The 16,966-nt window shown below is 67.3% G+C and carries 14 protein-coding genes and 4 pseudogenes; 10 read left to right on the top strand and 8 right to left on the bottom strand.

From position 1 onward, the window contains the following. Positions 1 to 2: 2 nt before the first annotated feature. The 3 genes from DIZ27_RS40795 to DIZ27_RS40785 all read left to right on the top strand — a co-directional run bounded on the left by DIZ27_RS40795 (position 3) and on the right by DIZ27_RS40785 (position 2,776). Positions 3 to 596: an SDR family NAD(P)-dependent oxidoreductase gene (locus DIZ27_RS40795; RefSeq protein WP_258308814.1), complete on the top strand. Its 594-nt coding sequence runs from the start codon at positions 3 to 5 to the stop codon at positions 594 to 596. 27 nt (positions 597 to 623) lie between these two features. Then, positions 624 to 995, top strand: coding sequence for a MerR family transcriptional regulator (locus DIZ27_RS40790; protein WP_109383382.1), 372 nt, complete (start codon positions 624 to 626; stop codon positions 993 to 995). 881 nt (positions 996 to 1,876) lie between these two features. Beyond that, on the top strand, positions 1,877 to 2,776 hold the full coding sequence (locus tag DIZ27_RS40785; protein WP_258308813.1) for a Ppx/GppA phosphatase family protein: 900 nt from the start codon (positions 1,877 to 1,879) through the stop codon (positions 2,774 to 2,776). 266 nt (positions 2,777 to 3,042) lie between these two features. Here the strand turns inward: DIZ27_RS40785 and DIZ27_RS40780 are convergent. Together DIZ27_RS40780 and DIZ27_RS40775 are read right to left on the bottom strand one after the other, a co-directional pair. Further along, positions 3,043 to 3,762, bottom strand: a pseudogene (locus DIZ27_RS40780) (IS6 family transposase). Positions 3,763 to 3,788: 26 nt separating this feature from the next. Further along, a complete protein-coding gene (locus DIZ27_RS40775; RefSeq protein WP_258308812.1) occupies positions 3,789 to 4,214 on the bottom strand; it encodes a hypothetical protein in 426 nt (141 codons plus the stop codon). Positions 4,215 to 4,441: 227 nt separating this feature from the next. Here DIZ27_RS40775 and DIZ27_RS40770 point away from each other — a divergent pair. Continuing rightward, positions 4,442 to 4,716 (top strand): annotated as a pseudogene (locus DIZ27_RS40770) (transposase); the annotation flags it as partial. Positions 4,717 to 5,027: 311 nt separating this feature from the next. Here the strand turns inward: DIZ27_RS40770 and DIZ27_RS40765 are convergent. Together DIZ27_RS40765 and DIZ27_RS40760 are read right to left on the bottom strand one after the other, a co-directional pair. Next, positions 5,028 to 6,289 (bottom strand): annotated as a pseudogene (locus tag DIZ27_RS40765) (IS701 family transposase). Positions 6,290 to 6,444: 155 nt separating this feature from the next. Further along, positions 6,445 to 7,263, bottom strand: coding sequence for an NmrA family NAD(P)-binding protein (locus tag DIZ27_RS40760; RefSeq protein WP_109383381.1), 819 nt, complete (start codon positions 7,261 to 7,263; stop codon positions 6,445 to 6,447). An 88-nt stretch (positions 7,264 to 7,351) separates the two neighbouring features. Here DIZ27_RS40760 and DIZ27_RS40755 point away from each other — a divergent pair, with 88 nt between their 5' ends. Further along, the gene (locus tag DIZ27_RS40755; protein ID WP_109383376.1) at positions 7,352 to 7,774 is read left to right on the top strand and encodes a helix-turn-helix domain-containing protein; all 423 of its coding nucleotides are present in this window, start codon (positions 7,352 to 7,354) and stop codon (positions 7,772 to 7,774) included. A 69-nt stretch (positions 7,775 to 7,843) separates the two neighbouring features. On the opposite strand, the gene DIZ27_RS40750 is transcribed toward DIZ27_RS40755, so the two are convergent. Next, complete coding sequence (locus DIZ27_RS40750; RefSeq protein WP_109383375.1) at positions 7,844 to 8,743, bottom strand: N-acetyltransferase; 900 nt, start codon at positions 8,741 to 8,743, stop codon at positions 7,844 to 7,846. 486 nt (positions 8,744 to 9,229) lie between these two features. Between DIZ27_RS40750 and DIZ27_RS40745 the strand changes: the two genes are divergently transcribed. Beyond that, the gene (locus DIZ27_RS40745) at positions 9,230 to 9,721 is read left to right on the top strand and encodes a glyoxalase/bleomycin resistance/extradiol dioxygenase family protein (protein ID WP_258308810.1); all 492 of its coding nucleotides are present in this window, start codon (positions 9,230 to 9,232) and stop codon (positions 9,719 to 9,721) included. Positions 9,722 to 9,929: 208 nt separating this feature from the next. Here DIZ27_RS40745 and DIZ27_RS40740 read toward each other — a convergent pair. Further along, positions 9,930 to 10,460: pseudogene (locus DIZ27_RS40740) on the bottom strand (hypothetical protein). Between the two features lie 350 nt (positions 10,461 to 10,810). Between DIZ27_RS40740 and DIZ27_RS49065 the strand changes: the two are divergent. Continuing rightward, complete coding sequence (locus DIZ27_RS49065; RefSeq protein WP_375232067.1) at positions 10,811 to 11,155, top strand: hypothetical protein; 345 nt, start codon at positions 10,811 to 10,813, stop codon at positions 11,153 to 11,155. A 96-nt stretch (positions 11,156 to 11,251) separates the two neighbouring features. Then, positions 11,252 to 14,404, top strand: a complete 3,153-nt coding sequence (locus DIZ27_RS40725) for a DUF3427 domain-containing protein (RefSeq protein ID WP_375232068.1) — start codon at positions 11,252 to 11,254, stop codon at positions 14,402 to 14,404. A gap of 31 nt (positions 14,405 to 14,435) precedes the next feature. Here DIZ27_RS40725 and DIZ27_RS40720 read toward each other — a convergent pair whose 3' ends face one another. Further along, a complete protein-coding gene (locus tag DIZ27_RS40720; RefSeq protein ID WP_258308809.1) occupies positions 14,436 to 15,107 on the bottom strand; it encodes an ATP-binding protein in 672 nt (223 codons plus the stop codon). A gap of 195 nt (positions 15,108 to 15,302) precedes the next feature. On the opposite strand from DIZ27_RS40720, the gene DIZ27_RS40715 reads away from it, so the two are divergent. Both DIZ27_RS40715 and DIZ27_RS40710 read left to right on the top strand, forming a co-directional pair. Continuing rightward, complete coding sequence (locus tag DIZ27_RS40715; RefSeq protein WP_109383373.1) at positions 15,303 to 16,148, top strand: helix-turn-helix transcriptional regulator; 846 nt, start codon at positions 15,303 to 15,305, stop codon at positions 16,146 to 16,148. Next, complete coding sequence (locus DIZ27_RS40710) at positions 16,148 to 16,345, top strand: DUF397 domain-containing protein (RefSeq protein ID WP_109383372.1); 198 nt, start codon at positions 16,148 to 16,150, stop codon at positions 16,343 to 16,345. Before DIZ27_RS40715 ends, DIZ27_RS40710 begins: the two co-directional genes overlap by 1 nt. Before the next feature lie 220 nt (positions 16,346 to 16,565). Here DIZ27_RS40710 and DIZ27_RS40705 read toward each other — a convergent pair. Beyond that, a partial coding sequence (locus DIZ27_RS40705; protein ID WP_181383943.1) for a transposase occupies positions 16,566 to 16,966 on the bottom strand: 401 nt, incomplete at its 5' end.

Genomic DNA, 16,966 nt, shown 5'->3' with positions numbered 1-16,966 from the left:
GGATCACGCCGCTGGCCGCAGACATCCCCGCCGAGGGCGAGCCGGATCGGATCATCCGGACCATGCTGGAGACACACGGCCGGMTGGACGTGCTGGTCAACAACGCAGGCATCGTGCGCAGCGGCGCTCTCGGCACGCTGACGCCGGAGATGATCACAGCTCAGCTTGCCACCAACCTCGTCGCCCCCATCCTGCTGGCCCAGGCCGCGCTGCCACCCCTGGAGAAATCGGGCGGGGTGATCGTCAATGTCAGTACGTCGGTGGGGCAGCGGGCCTGGCCCGGCAGCTCGGTCTATGCGGCTACCAAGACCGCTCTGGAGCTGCTGACCCGCAGCTGGGCGGTCGAGCTGGCACCCCGCGGGATCCGGGTGGTGGCGGTCGCCCCCGGCGCGATCGACACCCCCATCGGCGAGCACCAGGGCCTGACGCCGGAGCGGATGGCAGCGGTGCGGGACTGGCAGCTGGCGCACACCCCACTGGCCCGGATCGGCCGCCCCGAGGAGGTGGCCTGGGCAGTCACCCAACTTGCCGCACCGGCCGCGTCGTTCGTCACCGGAGTGGTACTCCCGGTCGACGGCGGAGCGGTCGTGGCGTGATAGGAGTGGCCACGGGAGGTGGGATGGGTGCGGATCGGTGAGCTGGCCAGGGCGACCGGGACAACCGCCCGTGCGCTGCGGCACTACGAGCAGGCCGGACTGATCTCCTCGCAGCGGGCCCCCAACGGCTACCGCATCTACGACGAGCGGGCGGTGGTGCGGGTCCGCAATATCCGCTACCTGCTGGCCGCCGGGCTCACCCTGGACGACGTGCGGGTGTTCCTGCCGTGCCTGGACGGCGATGTGGCCGCCGCACCGCCCTCGGACAAGGGCTTGCGGGTCGCGTTGGAACGGCTGGCGGTCCTCAACGAACGGATCGCCGCCCAGACCGAGGCCCGCGACCGACTGGAGGCCGCGTTGCAACAGGCAACCGGTGGTCGGATCCGCCCAGTGGCCTGAACGCCCACCTCGTCGCAGAAGCCGGAGAAGCCTGGAGTCGCTACGCTCCCCACGGCCACTCACGGTGACCACGAGCCCTCACCGGCCAAGGAATACGCGACTCTCGATTACGCGAGGTCGCCAGTTATCCGCTGCCCATTGCATTGGATGCGAACTTGCGAGGGAGCGTCATGAATCAGGCATGAGAGGGTGTTTAGGGATAAGTTGTTGCGCTGAGTCGCTCCTGCAGCCAACAGCCTTCGGACTGATTCGCACCTTGCGCGCGCCTTCACGGTCTCCCAAGTGCCGACCTGTGCACCCGTTTGATCAGCTTATCGGAGCTAGATTCCGTCTGGTTTGGTAATGGAGCGGAAGATTCTCGCCAGTGCGGAACTTCCAGGCATTTCAGGCCGTGCATGGTGTCGATGAATACGGCAAAGCGGGTCGAAATGCCCGTCGCGAATCAACATCAAACGCCTACTTGGCGGCAGGTGAGGAACAAGACCATGCGCATGATCATTGCTGAGCTTTCCCTCGAACTGGAGCAGGCCAAGGCTGAACTCGCCGGAGTGTCCGGGGCGGCGGTGCTGCCCAACCGGCGCTGACAGAACCATCGCGGGAAAAGGTCACGGTGGGTGAAACCATACGGTTCGAGGATCCGGGACCTCCGTGCGCATTCGCGTGAGACCGTCCACGGCTCTACCGCTGCGGCCGGGGCGGAGGGTGTACGAGTGGTGACGATATGCTCACGAGGCGGGCCGGAATCCCCATCGCGTCGTCGTCTGGGATGCCGGAAGAGCGGAGAAGGAGCCGGCCCGGTCGAGCGTGGAGCCAGGGGAGGCGATGGGATGCGGCAGGCCGGTGTGCTCGATGTCGGGTGCCACAGTGCTCTACTGACGGTGGTGCGCCGACGCCCGGGGACGGTGCTGGAGCCGGTGTTCTCCCGCAAGGTGCGGTTGAGGCTGCACGAGACCCTCGACCGCAAGGGGCGGCTGGACAAGGCCGGCATGAAGAGCGTCGAGCGGGCAGTGGCCGAGGCCGTCGCCGCCGACCCGCGTCCGCACGGACCGGAAGTGTTCGCGTTCGCGACCTCCGTCATCCGGGACGCGCCCAACCGCGACGAGATCATCGCGCGGGTGGCACGCACCACCGGCACCCGCCTGCGCGTGCTGAGCGGCGTTGAGGAGGCGCGGCTGGCCTATGTGGCCGCCCGCCAGTGGGCAGGCCCGTCGGCCGGGCAGTTGCTGGTCCTGGACATCGGCGGCGGCACCGTGGAGATCGCCTCCGGCACCGGAGACCAGCCCCGCGTCGTCCACTCGCTGCCCCTGGGTGCTCGCAGGATCACCCGGGACTGGCTTCCCGGCGGTACCGCGCCATCCCAACGCCGCCTGGACGAGGTCCGCCAGCACCTTCATCGGTCCCTGGAAGCCGTGCCCGGTCTGCCGCGGGCCGAACCAGGTGGGCGGGTGCTGGCCTGCTCCAAGACCTTCGAACAGCTTGCCCGGCTCGCCGCCGCCCAGGGCAAGACACCGCGAGCCGGACGGCGGCTGGCGCTACCCCAACTGCGCACGGCGGTCTCCCTGCTGGCCGATGCGGGACCGTCCCGCCGTGCCAAGCTGCCGGGCATCTCCCGGCACCGCGCCGAACAGTCCCTGGCCGGAGCCCTGATCGCGCAGGCCCTCATGGAAGCCTGCGGGGCCGAGAACGTCGAGATCTGCCCGTGGTCCACCCGGGAAGGGCTCTTGCTCGAACACCTCGGCCCACCACACATCACAGCCGACCAGTCCCGCCTGGTCGGCTGAGTCCAAGGGACGTCGAAAGCGTCCGCATCCGCACCATGATGGTGGCCACTGTGAACGGGCATGAGTCAAAGGGGATCCAGTTCCTGGCTTGCGGGCCCCCGGCGATATGAGCGCGGCTCAGATCCACCGGTGTTGACGCTGTCTCCGATGAGGGCGGCGACGGCGGAGACGAGTGCGAGCAGTGTGAACGGCGTTGTCACGTTGTTGGGTGCTGGCTGCCTGTTTGGTGCGTCGGGGCGTGGTGGGCCCGTGATCCGGGCCTGTGTTCAGGCCGTGGTGGGTCGGCCGACGGCGCTGGTGATCTGGTCCCAGACGGTGAAGCGGATGGCCATCTCGGTGCGGTGGCCGGAGGCGGTCCTCAGGTGGCGGTGGGGCCGGACGTGGGGCGAGATGCTGCCGAACGCGGACAGGAAGCGTTGTGCTGCGCCGACGGAGCGGAAGCCTTTCATCGCGCGTGCGCGTTGCCGTGTGGGCTGGTGGCTGTTCTCGGCCCGGTGGTTCAGGCCCTGGTGACGGCGGTGCTCCACGGAGGGCATGACCTCGCGGTGGGCGGCGCTGGAGGAGCGGAGCTTGTCGGTGACGATCACTCGCGGGACCGCGCGAGTCTTCTTCAGCAGGCGGCGGAAGAATCGCCTGGTCGCGGCCTTGTTCCGGTGGCTCTGCCCGAGGATGTCCAGGACGTTGCCGTCCTGATCGACGGCCCGCCAGAGGTACTTCAGCTCACCGTTGATCTCGACGAAGACCTCGTTCAGATGTCATTTGTCCCTGGGCTGAGGCCGGCGGCGGCGCAGTCCGTTCGCATGGGCCTGCCCGAACGTGGCGCACCACAGCCGGGCCGTCTCATGGGAGATGATCACGCCGCGCTGGAGCATCAGCTCCTCCGCCTCGTGGAAGCTGAGCGGGAAGCGGAAGTACAGCCACACGTAGTGGGAGATGATCTTCATCGGGTACCGGCGCCCCTGGTACGAGGGCGTCGCGGACGACATGGGCGGATCCTCCCCGGCACGCTCAACTACAAGATCATCCCGCGCCGGTCAGCCAACGTGGCAACGCCCCCGCGGTGTTCTCTGCCGGCTGCCAGCAGCGGCAGCAGGTGGATACTGAGCAGCGACTCCAGATGCACCACCGAGGCCGGCCCCAGGCCCCGCTGCCCGGCCTTCCACCGGGCGGCGTACTCCTCGAACCGCATTGCCCGGTACCTCGCGATCCGCTCCGCCTTCGCCTGCCTCCGCGGCGCCCCCTTCTTCGCGTTGCAGACCTCCGTCAAACGCGCGATGGCCTTGTCCTGGGTGGCGAACCCGGACTCCTTCACCTGCTTCCCGGCCGCAGGCCGGTACCGGATCTTGTACGAGTGAGGGCGCCTCGACCACCGCGACCGCGGATGCCCGCACTCCTTGAAGAACGACCCCACCCCACGAACCAGGGCAGTGGCACTCACGGTTGCTGACTCCTCCGGGACCGATGCTGACGGTTTGCTGACCGTCGGTAGTCCGGAACGCTGTTGACCTGCACTGATGTGCGCAGGGTTCGCGGTTGCGTCCGGGGAAGTGGTGTACGGGTTCGACCTGATCCGGGGGTGTGCTCCGGCATCGGGATGGTGCCCGCATAGCTGAACGGCCACCGGCTGATCTTCGAAGTGTCGAAGCCTCGAAGGAGATCAGCACGATGACCGCACCCGACAGTCTGCCCCTGCACGCCCTCGCCGAGGACAACCTCGCCTGGGGGTCCCCCCGCTTGCGGGGGAGAGTCCCGATCTGCTGCGCGCGATGATCAAGACGTTCGCCGACGCCCTCATGTCCGCGGGGGCCGATGCCCTCTGCAACGCCGAATACAGCCAGGTCAGCGAGGAACGCGTCAACCACCGCAACGGTTACCGCCCGCGCGAGTGGGACACCCGCGCCGGCACCGTCGAACTGGCCATTCCCAAGCTCAGGTGCGGGCGGAGGATCTCCCACTCCTGATCGGACAGATCCGTCGAGCAACGGGTACGCAGCCCGCACACCCCAGCCCCCGAAGGTGCGTCGCCACCCCGCTACCAGGGACTTGCCCGCTGAGAGGCTTTGCAGACGCCCTCTAGTACTCCAGCAGCACTTTGACGTTTTCCCTGCTCAGGGGCGGTTTGGGCGAGTGTAGCGGGCTGGGTTCCGGCCCGTGTTCTCTTTCCCGGACCGCCCCCCGATCGTGTGCAGCCGCCGCTGATAGTGGCAGCGGCGGGCGACGGCTTGGCGTCGTCTGCGCCACTGTGACCATCTCAGTGCGCGTGCCCTGATGAGGGACTGATGAGCGCGTGCCGCGGGTGGGTGGCCAGTTGCCAGGAGCCGCCGAACTTCTGCCACGGTGAGGGGCGCGAGGCAGGAACCGTTTCTGCTACCCCTTTTGCCGCGGCGTCGGCGGCCATGACCGCCAGGAGGGCGTGCGCCGGCATGGCCGGGGTGACGTGCCGCATCCAGCCGGTGTAGCGGCGGACCTCGTACTGGTCCAGGCCGCACTCGTTCTTGGCGGCCTGGRAGGCTTCCTCGATGGCCCAACGTGTTCCGGCGACGCGGRCCAGGTGCTCGACCGTGGTGCCGAGCGGTGCGTAGGCGAGGTRGTAGGCGATCTCCTGRGGCTTGCYGATGCTGCGGCGCGCCAGTGCCCACCGCTGGTGGGTGGGCAGTTCGYCGTCGAAGTCCTCGATGGAGGTGATCTGCAGGGCGGCCCAGTGGTAGACGCGCGGRCCCTTGGCGCCGTCACCGCACGAACGTCTCTCCCACGCTTCGTCGGGAGCCTGGGAGAAGAGGTGATCGATGCGTCCGAAGTGGGGCACCTGCTGGGACTTGGGGACCGCGAGCACATACCCCAGGCCGGTCTCCTCCAGCATGCGGCGCAGCCGCCATTCCTGGCCGTAGGCGGCGTCCGCGGTCACCCAGGCGATCGGCAGCGGCGAGGCGATCGCCCGCAGCACCATGGCCTTGGCCAGGTCGGGTCTGGTGGCGAAGGCCCGCTCGTCCGGGATGTGGGCGGCGCGGCAGCGGTCGCGGTCGTCGGTCCAGAACCTGGGCAGATACAGCTCACGGTCCACCAGGGCGCGTCCTCGCGTGGTGGCGTAGGCGGCGAACACGCCGATCTGGCTGGGGGCACCCCCTCTGGAGGATTCTCGGTGCGGCCGGCGGTGCCGGAGTACTGGCGCTGTACGCCGGCCGAGGTGGTGCCCTTCTTGAGGAAGCCGGTGTCGTCGAGGATGAGCACCCCGCCGTCCTCGCCGAGCCGTTCGGCTACATAGTGCTGGAGGTCGTCGCGGAGCTCGTCGGCGTCCCAGCGGGCGCCGTTGAGGAGGCGTTGGAGACGGTCGGGTGTGTGATGCCCGGCGTATTCGGCCGGCTGCCAGCCATTCTTCCGGCCGACCGGGCCCAGCAGTCCACGGATGTAGTCACGCATCCTGCGACGCGGCTCGACGCGCTTGAAGCGGTGGCCGGTGCGCAGGAAGAGTTCCTCGAGTTCGTCGTTCCAGATCTCAACTGCACGCTCGTCGATCACGCCGGGAGGCTGCCCAGACCGCTGCCACTATCAGCGGCGGCTGCACACGATCGGGGGGCGGTCCGGGAAAGAGAACACGGGCCGGAACCCAGCCCGCTACACTCGCCCAAACCGCCCCTGAGCAGGGAAAACGTCAAAGTGCTGCTGGAGTACTAAACGCTCGCTTCCGGCCTGGTGGCGGAGGCGGCCGCAGTGGCCGTGGCCAGTGGATCGCGGGCTGCGCGGCCAAGGAGGTCGGTGAGGTGGGGTGCGGTACCGTCCAGGAAACCGTGCCGGATGCCCGTGGCGATCGAGGCGAGCATCGGCGGCTGGAACGGCAGCAGCCCCGGCGTCTGAAGGAGCCTGCGCCGGTATTCGCCCAGGCTGATGGCGCGATGTGCGACACCGAGTTCGTCGGCCACCTGTCCCGCCGTGACCGGCGTGCCGACGAGGTCGTAGACGCGCCCGCTATGAGGTGCGGGATCCGATGCCACCACCGCTGCGGCCTCGGCCAGGTCTCCTCGCGAGACCGCGGCCAGGGCACCATCCCCGAAAGCGGACTCCACACCGTTACCGGCCCACATCAGCAGGCCGCCGAAGAGTTCGGCATACAGGCCGTTGCGCAGGATCGTCCACGGCAACCCGCTCGCCCGCACCAGGCGTTCGGTCACACGGTGCGCGAGTGCGAAACCGAGGTGATCGCCGGCAGTGGTCAGGCTCGTGTAGACGACGTGGCCGATGCCGTCGCGGACGGCGGCGTCCAGGACCGCCGCGTGTCGGGCGACGACCTGGTCGTCCTCGGCATAGCCGGCGGAGATGAGCACCAGAGTCGACATGCCGGCGAGGTCGAGGCTCACGTGGTCGTCGAAGTCGAGGCGCCGCATCCCCTCGCCCGGCGTGCGGCTGCCGCCCATCGCAACGGCACCACGGGCGCGCAGCGCCGCAAGAGTGGCCGAACCGAGGTTCCCGTTCGCTCCGGTCACCAAAATCATGATCAATCGCAGTCTTCCGTCGTGGTTCTCATCAGTAACTACGCTTGATCCTCGACCGCACGCTCACCGGCCACAAGAAGGCAGTCCGATGTCACTCACGCACACCGCGGTAACCACCATCCCCGCCGAACTCGACCCGTGCGGACGCGAAGACCACCCCGACTGCGGCATCCGCGATGTCTTGGATCGCATCGGGGACAAGTGGTCGGTGCTCGTGATCGTCGAACTCGCCGGCGGGCCACGGCGCTTCCGTGAACTCCAGCGTGCCATCGACGGCATCTCCCAGCGCATGCTCACCCTCACCGTGCGCAGGCTCGAACGTGACGGCCTCGTGCTGCGCACCGTGTACCCGACCGTCCCGGCCCGGGTCGACTACCGCCTGACCGAGACCGGGACCGGCCTGACCCACTTGGTCAAGGCACTCGCCGACTGGTCCCTCGCACATCGTGGCGTCATCGCCGAGGCGCGGCACGCGTACGACCAGGCCCACCCCGACCACGACATCCGCTGACACGAGCAGCTATCGCCGTATGCCGGACACCTGCCAGGGCGCTGTCAACAACGTCATGACCAACAACGGCTAGGCCGCTCGGCGCGCCGGGTGGAAGTTGATGCGTTCGCTGACGACCGGGAAGCCGGCCTTGGCGAAGTGCGCGGCCATGGGGAAGTTGCCCCGGTCGGTCGCTCCGCCGATGAACTCCGCGCCCCGTTCGACGAGGAAGCGGGTGCACTCCGCGAGGAGGTCGTAGGCGTAGCCGTGACCGCGTTGTTCCGGGACGACTCCGATGAAGCCGATGGTCGGCCCGGAGGGGTTGTGGGCCGGGATGTGGACGCCGGCCAGGTCGCCCTCCGGCGTGTACGCGGTCTGCCACCACTCCCGTGGGGAGGGGCACCAGTGGAAGAAGTCGAGTTCCTCCTGGGCGGCCCGGTCGAGGCCGCCCTCCGCGATGGCCCTGAGCGCGTGGGCGTCCAGGGTGACGGAGTGGATGCGGCGCAACGCGTCGAAGAACACGGTGTCGTCGGGTTCGGCGCTGAAGCGCAGGCGTCCGGGCCGCTCGGGCAGGCCTCGCTCCGGGGTCCAGCGGTACCGGAAGCGTTCCACCAGGAGTTCGTACCCGGCGGCCCGTGCGGCGGCGAAGCGTGTCTCGGCGGCGGYGCGCAGGGCGGGCTCGTCCCGCCAGCCGGCCGGCAGATTGATCTCGAGTTCGACCTGCCAGGGGGCGGAGCGCAGGAGTTCGGCCCCCGCCTCCTCCTCGCCCTCGGCCACGTCGAACCAGTTGATGTTGAGGGGCTCCGGGTCGTCGGGGCCGCCCCACCACGCGCCGCGTGCGACGACCTCGCCGTCGCGCAGGGCGACGCGCTTCCAGTCGGGGCGGAAYYGGGTGCGCCGGTGGCCGTCCCGGGCGCCCAGGGGGTCGGGGAGAGCGTCGAAGAGACGGGTGTCGCTCGCGGTGAGCGCGCGGATGACCGGATCGGTCATGGATTCCTCCGGGATACAGGCTGCTCGGCGCGCTCCCGGTCAGAACTCGTGAACCACGCCGGGACAGTGGAAAGGGGGAGCGCTGGAAAGGTGTGAACCGCACGGCACTCGCCTCCTTCCGTCCGTCTCAGGGCGTGGAGSCACACCGTATGTGCTCTTCCGCGGGTCCGTCCAWGGATTTTTGCGGCCCCGGGAAGGAGGGGTTCGCGGGACGGCGTGGAGCGCTCCCGAAGGCTTGTGGGGCCTTGATGCTCCGCCCATGGATCGCGATCGTCACACCTGACGTGCTGTCAACGCTTCTGTCGGCGGATGAGTACCCGAATCGGCGAGCTGTGCCTGCCGAGTGGCAGGCCAGGGTCTGCAGGTGGTCTGCCGGCAGGCACGTGCAGGGCCCCATCACCGCTTGACCTCAACCAGACTTGAGCTTTTAGGTTCCTTCCAGAGCCGCAGGAACCGACCAGCGGTGCCTTTCCAGGGAGGTTCGCCGTGCCCGAACACACCGCCCGCACCGAGATTCCCGACCGCTACCGCTACGCCGTGATCCCGCACATCATGGTCGACGACGCAGCCGCGGCGATCGATTTCTACCAGCGGGCGTTCGGTGCCCGTGAGGACTTCAGGATCGACGCTCCGGGCGGCGGAGTTCTGCACGCCGAGATCACCATCGAACGATCGACCCTGATGCTGGGCGATGCCAGCGTGGACGAGGCAGAAGCCGCCTCCTTCGCCGCGCCGACCTCGCTCGGCGGCGGTACGTCCGTCACGCTGCATGTCTTCGTGCCGGACGTCGACAGCCTGGCGAAGCGCGCAGAAGCCGCCGGCGCTGAGATCCTCCAGCCGCCGAAGGACATGTTCCACGGTGACCGCACCGTCATCCTCAAGGACCCTTCCGGTCACATGTGGGTGTTCCTGACCCACCTGGAAGACGTCTCGCAGGAGGAGCTTCGACGCCGCCTGGCCGACGTCGCCACCGAGTGACTGGGGGGCGACGCGCGGCGACCCGGACCGAACACCGAACGCCGTACCTGCCGGAACCCGCCGACCGAACCGCTCGATCATGCCCGGGCTGCTTGCCGCCGGTGGGACCGGTCGAGCCGGGGCAATGGGCGCACAACCGGACCACCGAACAGCGCGAACACCGGGGCGCCAACAGACCCGCGCCTCGCGCTCGACCGCCTTGACCTCCCTACAGCTGGTCCCCCCTGCTGGGTGGTTCCGGAGGGTGCATCCCGCCACCGTCCTTGATGTCCTCTTCACAGGTGCGTCCGTCGTAGGACTGGTCATTGGGTATCAACAGCACTCCGGCAACTTGCTCAGGGTGCTCGACGGCGAACCAGTCGTCGCCCGTGAGGGAATCGTCGGCTGGCCCGAACGCCCGGGACGATTAAACCGTCTGACACCCCAACACCACGCGCTCCTTGTCGACCGCGCAGGCGTCCACTGCGGGGCCGGAATATTCGTCGGCGCCGTCGAAGCGGAAGCGGAAGTAGACCTGGTCACCTCTGGAGGGCACTTGCGGGTGGGACTCAAGGCGCTAGTCGACGACCTCGGCGGTGACGCCGAGAAGCCGCCCGTACGTGTCTTCGACCTGCACTCTCACACCGGCCTCACCGCGCTCCGCCGTCGTGTCGGTGCAGCTCCAGAGGAAAGAGCAGCCGGACAGGGCGAGAATCACCAGAACCAGCGGGGCAACGGCGAGTACCCGTGCGGATAACACTGAAATGACCTCCGGTCGGGATGGAGCGGGGCAGTGTATCCCGGGGCCTGACAGCCGCCGAAGGGAGCACGGTCACTGCTCTGCACTGCGGCCTGTACGCAGCCTGAACGGACAGGAGCGGCACCGGGAAGCGCTCACCGAGGCACGCCGGCTCACCCCCGCCTCGGGATCGGAGCCAGAGCGGAAGCCTGGGGATGGGCACGGCTGTCGCCCTCCATGGCCTGGGGCACCAAAACGCGGCGGAAACGGCAGCCCGTGAGGCACTGGCCGACTGCGAACGGTCACTGCACCCGGACCACCCCCCGCATCCGGGAAGACCGCACGCGGCTGACCGTTCCAGCATTCCAACCATGTGCATTGGCACTCAGGGACCGGCCGACACACTCCCGCCCCCGTCCACTTCGGCCCGGCAAGGAGGTCCGCGACCAGCAAGCGCTCACCCCTGCCGAGGCATACGCCCGCCACCCCGACAGACCCAGGAGAGCCAGCAGATCAGCGGTGCCCTGGGCGTCCTCACCATCCTCGGCCTCCCCCTCGGTACGGCTCTGGGCATCCTCCAGGTCCTGGGCGACGACTCGCTCTCCCACCTCCTCATCGCCCTGACCCTGTCGGTCGCCGCCACAGCAGCAGTCCTGACCACGCGCTACGGACGCCTCGTGCTGTCGTCACTCCGGGGCGGACTGGGCAAGCGGTAGGCCACCCCTCCTGATCTCACCCTGTAGTCACGCCTCCGGTTGTCAGTCCCCCCTGTTAGAACTGAGGCACACATCGCCGTGGTGATCGAGAGGGTTCTGGTGGGAGACATAGCGGGAGGTACCCAGCCGGTCGCGGGGGTCTACGAGAAGCTGATCACTGACGGCGTGCGTGACGAGTTGCAGCACCTTGAAGCAACGGGATGGAAGGCCATCGACGCCGAGGTCAGCGCAGAGTCCTCGCCTCATGTGCTGGCTCGGCACATCGGTGAAAGCGTGGCTCGTCGCCTCCAGCAGCTACCGCCCCACCAGCAGGTTCCCTTCGCCAACCAGATCCTGGCGTCCCTAGACGTCAACGCTGATGGCCAGAGCCACATCGAACCCAGCGGCACCATCGTGGACGGTCCTCGCCAGTTGCTGGCCCTCGCCGAGCAGGAGGCTCCAGGAGCCTACGCGATCCGTCCGCTCACGCCCCTCTCCGAAACATCGCTGCTCACCAACTCACCTGAGGACCTCAGCCTGGGGTCGGAGCTGAGGGCCGAGTTGGCCACCGCGGACCGGATCGATCTGCTCTGTGCCTTTGTGAAGTGGTACGGCATCCGCGTACTGGAAGACTCCCTGCGTGCCGCGAAAGAGCGTGGCGTACCGATCAGAGTCATCACCACCACCTACCTGGGCGCAACGGACCGCCACGCGCTCGACCGTCTCGTGCGCGACTTCGGTGCGACCGTGAAGGTCAACTACGAGATCCGCTCGACACGGCTGCATGCCAAGGCATGGCTCTTCCGTCGCGAGACGGGATTCGACACCGCCTACGTAGGCAGCTCGAACCTGTCACGGGCCGCGCTACTGGACGGACTCGAGTGGAACGTACGTCTCTCCTCCGTCGCCACGCCCGCGGTATTGGACAAGTTCGAGACGACCTTCGACGCGTACTGGAACGACACCGCTTTCGAGACGTATGACCCCGACCTTCACGGTGAGCGTCTCGATGGAGCCCTGGCACAGGCCGGTGGAAGCACCGCTACGACCGACCTGAAGATCAGCCTTTCCGGTCTCGAAGTACGTCCTTTCCCCCATCAGCGGGACATGCTGGAGCGGTTGAGCGTCGAGCGCGAGCTCCGCGGACGGCACCGGAACCTGCTCGTTGCGGCTACCGGTACGGGAAAGACCGTGATGGCCGCCCTCGACTACCGAAGCATCTGCCGGTCGGCGACCGGTGGTCGGCCACGGCTGCTGTTCGTGGCCCATCGCAAGGAGATACTCAAGCAGTCTCTGCGCACCTACCGAGAGGTGCTGGATGACGCCTCGTTCGGGGAACTGCTGCATGGCGGCGCGGACCCACGCGACTGGAACCACGTCTTCGCCAGTGTGCAGTCGCTCAACGTCCAAAGGTTGGAGCAGTTGGCTCCCGACCACTTCGACGTCATCGTCATCGATGAGTTCCACCACGCCACCGCCTCCACATACCGACGCGTCATCGAACACTTCGCGCCGAAGGAACTGCTGGGCCTCACCGCCACTCCGGAGCGGATGGACGGGCTCAACGTTCAGGATGAGTTCTTCGAGGGCCGTATCGCTGCCGAGATGAGGCTCTGGGAGGCGCTGGAGAACGACCTGCTGTGCCCCTTCCACTACTTCGGCATCCCGGACGGCACAGACCTGACGAACCTCAACTGGAAGAAGGGCTCCTACTCTGATCAGGAGCTCGGCAATCTCTTCACGGGTAACGAAGCCCGAGCCCGCATCGTGGTCAAGCAGATCCGGGACAAGGTCTCCAACCCCGGCGCCATGCGGGTCCTTGGTTTCTGCGTCACCAAGGCGCACGCCCACTTCATGGCGGAGTTCTTCCGCAAGGCCAACTTCCGGGCCGTGGCGCTGGACAGCGACTCGCCTGCAGACGTGCGCTCCCAGGCACTGGCCGATCTGCGGGATGGCAAGCTTCAGGTGATCTTCTCGGTGGACCTGTTCAACGAGGGGCTCGACATCCCGGACGTCGACACTCTGCTTCTCCTACGGCCCACCAACAGCGCCACCGTTTTCCTTCAGCAGCTTGGGCGAGGTCTGAGGCGCACCGAGACGAAGCCCGTACTCACAGTGCTCGACTTCATCGGGCAGCACCGGGCGGAGTTCCGCTTCGAGGAACAGTTCCGAGCCCTGACCAACCTTTCACGGAACCGGCTCGTCGAGCACCTCGAGTGGGACTTCCCCCAACTGCCGTCCGGTTGCCAGATCATTCTGGAGGGCAAGTCGAAGGACCTCGTCCTCGACAATATCCGGACCCAACTGGGCACCACGGTCAAGACGTTGGTGAAGGAAGTCAAGGAGTACAGCACCCCGCGTCTCGCTGACTACCTCCGGGAGAGCCGTCGAGAGATCAAGGAGCTGTACAAGAGCGACAACTCCTGGACGGCCATCCTTCGCCGAGCGGGCCTACTCGACGATGCATCCCCGACGGGCGAGACCGCCTTGCTCAAGCGCGTTCACGCCTTCCTGCATGTGGATGACCCCGAGCGGGCTCAGGCGTACCTGCGCCTCCTGGAAGACGACGCTCTGCCGTACGCGGCACTGGACCCGTCCGACCAGGCCTATGCCCGCATGCTGTTCTTCAACCTGTGGGACAACGCCGGCGGATTCACGAGCTTCGAGGAGGGCTTGGCGTCCCTGCGCCCACAGCAAGCGTTCCGGGACGAACTCCGGCAGGTGCTGTCGTACGTCATCCAGGAAGCCGATCACTTCCCGATCCCCCTGTCGGGCCACCTCAGCCAGGTCCCGCTGAAGGTCCACAGCGCGTACAACCGATCGGAGATCCTGGCCGCCCTCGGTGTCGCGCGCTTCGGCGGACAGATGCCCAGGTCCTTCGCGCAGGGCGTGCAGTGGGTCGATGAGCTCCAGACGGACGCGCTCCTCATCACTCTCGAAAAGAACGAGAAGGACTTTTCACCCACCATCCGCTACAAGGACTATGCACTGAACCCTTCTCTCTTCCACTGGGAGTCCCAGAACTCCACGGCAGCCGACTCCCCCACAGGCTTGCGCTACCAGGAGCATGCGCGCCGCGGCAGCCATGTCCTGCTGTTCGCGCGCCGCTACAAGAACACGGACACAGGCAAGCCGCAGCCGTGGATGCTCCTCGGTCCGGCAACCTACGAGAGGCATACCGGCAGTAAGCCGATGGCGATCACCTGGCGGCTCAAGCACGACCTCCCTGCCGACGTGTGGACGTACTCGGCCGCCATCGCGGCAAGTTGATCCAGTCACGTCGGTCCGGGAGCTGCTTCCCTCAGGAGAACCGAGCCTCGGTCTCGGCCTCGAAGTGCGCTTGGGCCTGGTCCAGTACGTCGTCGGCGTCCCGTCCGTACACACGGCACCAGTAGAGGACATCGGTGATGATGTCGATCGCCGCGTCTTGGGCAACCGCCGTTCCCAACCGACTCTGACCAGGCCCCAGCGGCAGCGACACTTCCCCGCCGTACAAGCTCAGCAGGTCCGCGGCTCGGGCCAGACGGGGAAGCGCTGCGTGCCGGCCTGCCCTGGCAGCACTCACCCGCAACTCGCACCAGGTGGCTTTTCGGTCACCGCTGAGGTCGACTCCCCAGCGGTCACTGACGGCTTCGATGAGCGCCATCCCCCGCCCCGTCTCCGCCTCGACGTCCGCGCAGGCAAGAGTGGGAAGCGTACGGGGGTCGGGGTCATGTACCGCGATGCGCAGGTGGGTGCTGTTCAGCGAGGTCACGAGCGTGGACGGTGTCCCGGGCCCAACGTGTTTGATGACATTGGCGGCGAGTTCGCTGACGCAGAGCTCAGCGCTGTCCGTCAGCTCTTGCAGTCCCCAGCACTCCAAGTGTGTTCGCAGAGCCCTCCGCAAGGAGGACACCTGCTCGGCGTCGGCCAGAAACGGCAGGCTCCACTGCCTCGTTGAAATCCATCGAGAGCCGTCCACGTCGTACCCCACTCCCTGATTCGCACCACCACTGGCGCACCGTGACGCTGTCGCCACACAGAGTTGCAGTGAAACTCTCAAAATGGAACTCTCTCTTCGGGAGGACAGGGGTGCGACTCCCCCTCGCGCGCCCCCAGCGCATACCGCCTTGCCGTCCAGAGCGAGAGACCACGACGATCTACCGGATCGACATGAAGGGCCACAGACATGGCAGTCGGACCTACCACCCGCAGGCGCCAACTGGGCGCCGACCTGCGCCGCCTCAGGGAACTCAAGGGACTGACCCTTGAGGAGGCGGGCGCCCGAGTCGGCATCTCGAAGGCGACACTGAGTCGCTACGAAACGAAGGAAGGCACGGTCAAGTGGCCTTCCGTAGATGCCCTTTGCCGCGAGTACGGCGCGACGGAGGAGGAGCGCGCAGCCCTGGTCGAACTGGCGAAGGGTGCCAAGATTCAGGGCTGGTGGCGCTCCCTGGCCGACCCCATCCCCGAGTCCATGAACCTCATGCTCACCCTCGAAGACGAGGTTGTACGTGAGGACCACTACGCCTGCATGTACATTCCCGGCCTCCTTCAGACCCGCGCGTACGCCGAGGCTGTGCACCGGGCATCGGAAGTGCAGTGTGAAGCGCGCGAAGTGCAACACATGGTTGACATCCGCATGAAACGCCAGGAGTTGCTGGACCGCCAGGAACCGCCGCACATCTGGTGCGTGATCGACGAGGCGGCACTCCGGAGGCAGGTCGGCGGCCGTGAGGTGATGCGGAAGCAACTGGAGCACCTGCTCGCTATGGCTCAGCGTCCGCACATCACCGTGCAGGTTCTGCCGTTCGCATGTGGCGCTCACGCGGCGGCCGTCGGCAGTTTCGCCGTCCTCCGCGGACAGGCTCCCGAACTGGACGTGGTGTACGTCGATCTCCTGGGTGGCGGCTTGTTCATGGAGAAGCCAGAGGAACTGGAACGTTATAGGTTGGCGTTCGAATACCTCAGCGCACAGGCACTCGACTTCGAGGCCTCCGCCGATCTCATCGACCGGGTCAGCAAGGAGTCCTGATGACGACACCGTTCGAGCCCGACTGGTTCAAGTCCTCCTACAGCGGCGGCAGCGGCACCGAGTGCGTGGAATGCGCGTGCTCCGTCGACGGCACGCTCATACGTGACTCGAAACGGGCGGAAGGCCCGGTGGTTCATGTGCGGGCTGGTGCGTGGAGCGCGTTCGTGCGGTCCCTGGCCCGCGATGGCCTCAGGTAGAGCCACGATTCCCGTGAGGCCGTGCCTTCGGGTGAGGGTGGTGGGGACCGGCGCGGTGTCGGCTTTCCGTTGCTCACGGCCGTGGACTGCTCCGGGGTTGGTGGTGGAGATCAGCTAAGGCGGCCTGGTGGTTCTCTCCGCGTCCGGCGTCGGGAAACCGGCCGCGGTTCGGGGCCGACAAGTCGCTCGCGGATCGTGCCCCTTCTCGTGGTGTAGCCGATCATCCGGCGGTCGTGTTGGTGGTGTTGGGTAGCGCGGGGGCGCTTTCGGGGCGCTCGGCGGGGTAGAGCTGGTCCATGCTTCCCTCGGGCAGGTAGCGGCGGGGGAAGGCGATCCATTCGTCGTGCAGTTCGAAGAGCACGGCGGTGACCAGCCGCAGGAGCGCGGCGTCGTTGGGGAAGACCTGGACGACGTCGGTGCGGCGCTTGACCTCGCGGTTGATCCGCTCCAGCGGGTTGGTGGACTGGATCTTCTTCCAATGTCGCTCGGGGAACGCCGCGAAGGCGGTCAGGTCGTCCTTCGCTTCCAGCAGCATTGCCTTGACCTTGGGGAACTGCTTGCCGAGCATGTCGGCGACGGTGTCGAGCTGGGTGCGGACCGCGTCGGCGGTGGGCTGGGCGA

The organism is Streptomyces sp. NWU339 (genome assembly GCF_003143855.1).
In the GTDB taxonomy this organism is placed as follows: Bacteria; Actinomycetota; Actinomycetes; order Streptomycetales; family Streptomycetaceae; genus Streptomyces.
Note: the sequence above shows the minus strand (reverse complement) of the source record. Positions and strands in the feature narration are given on the sequence as shown.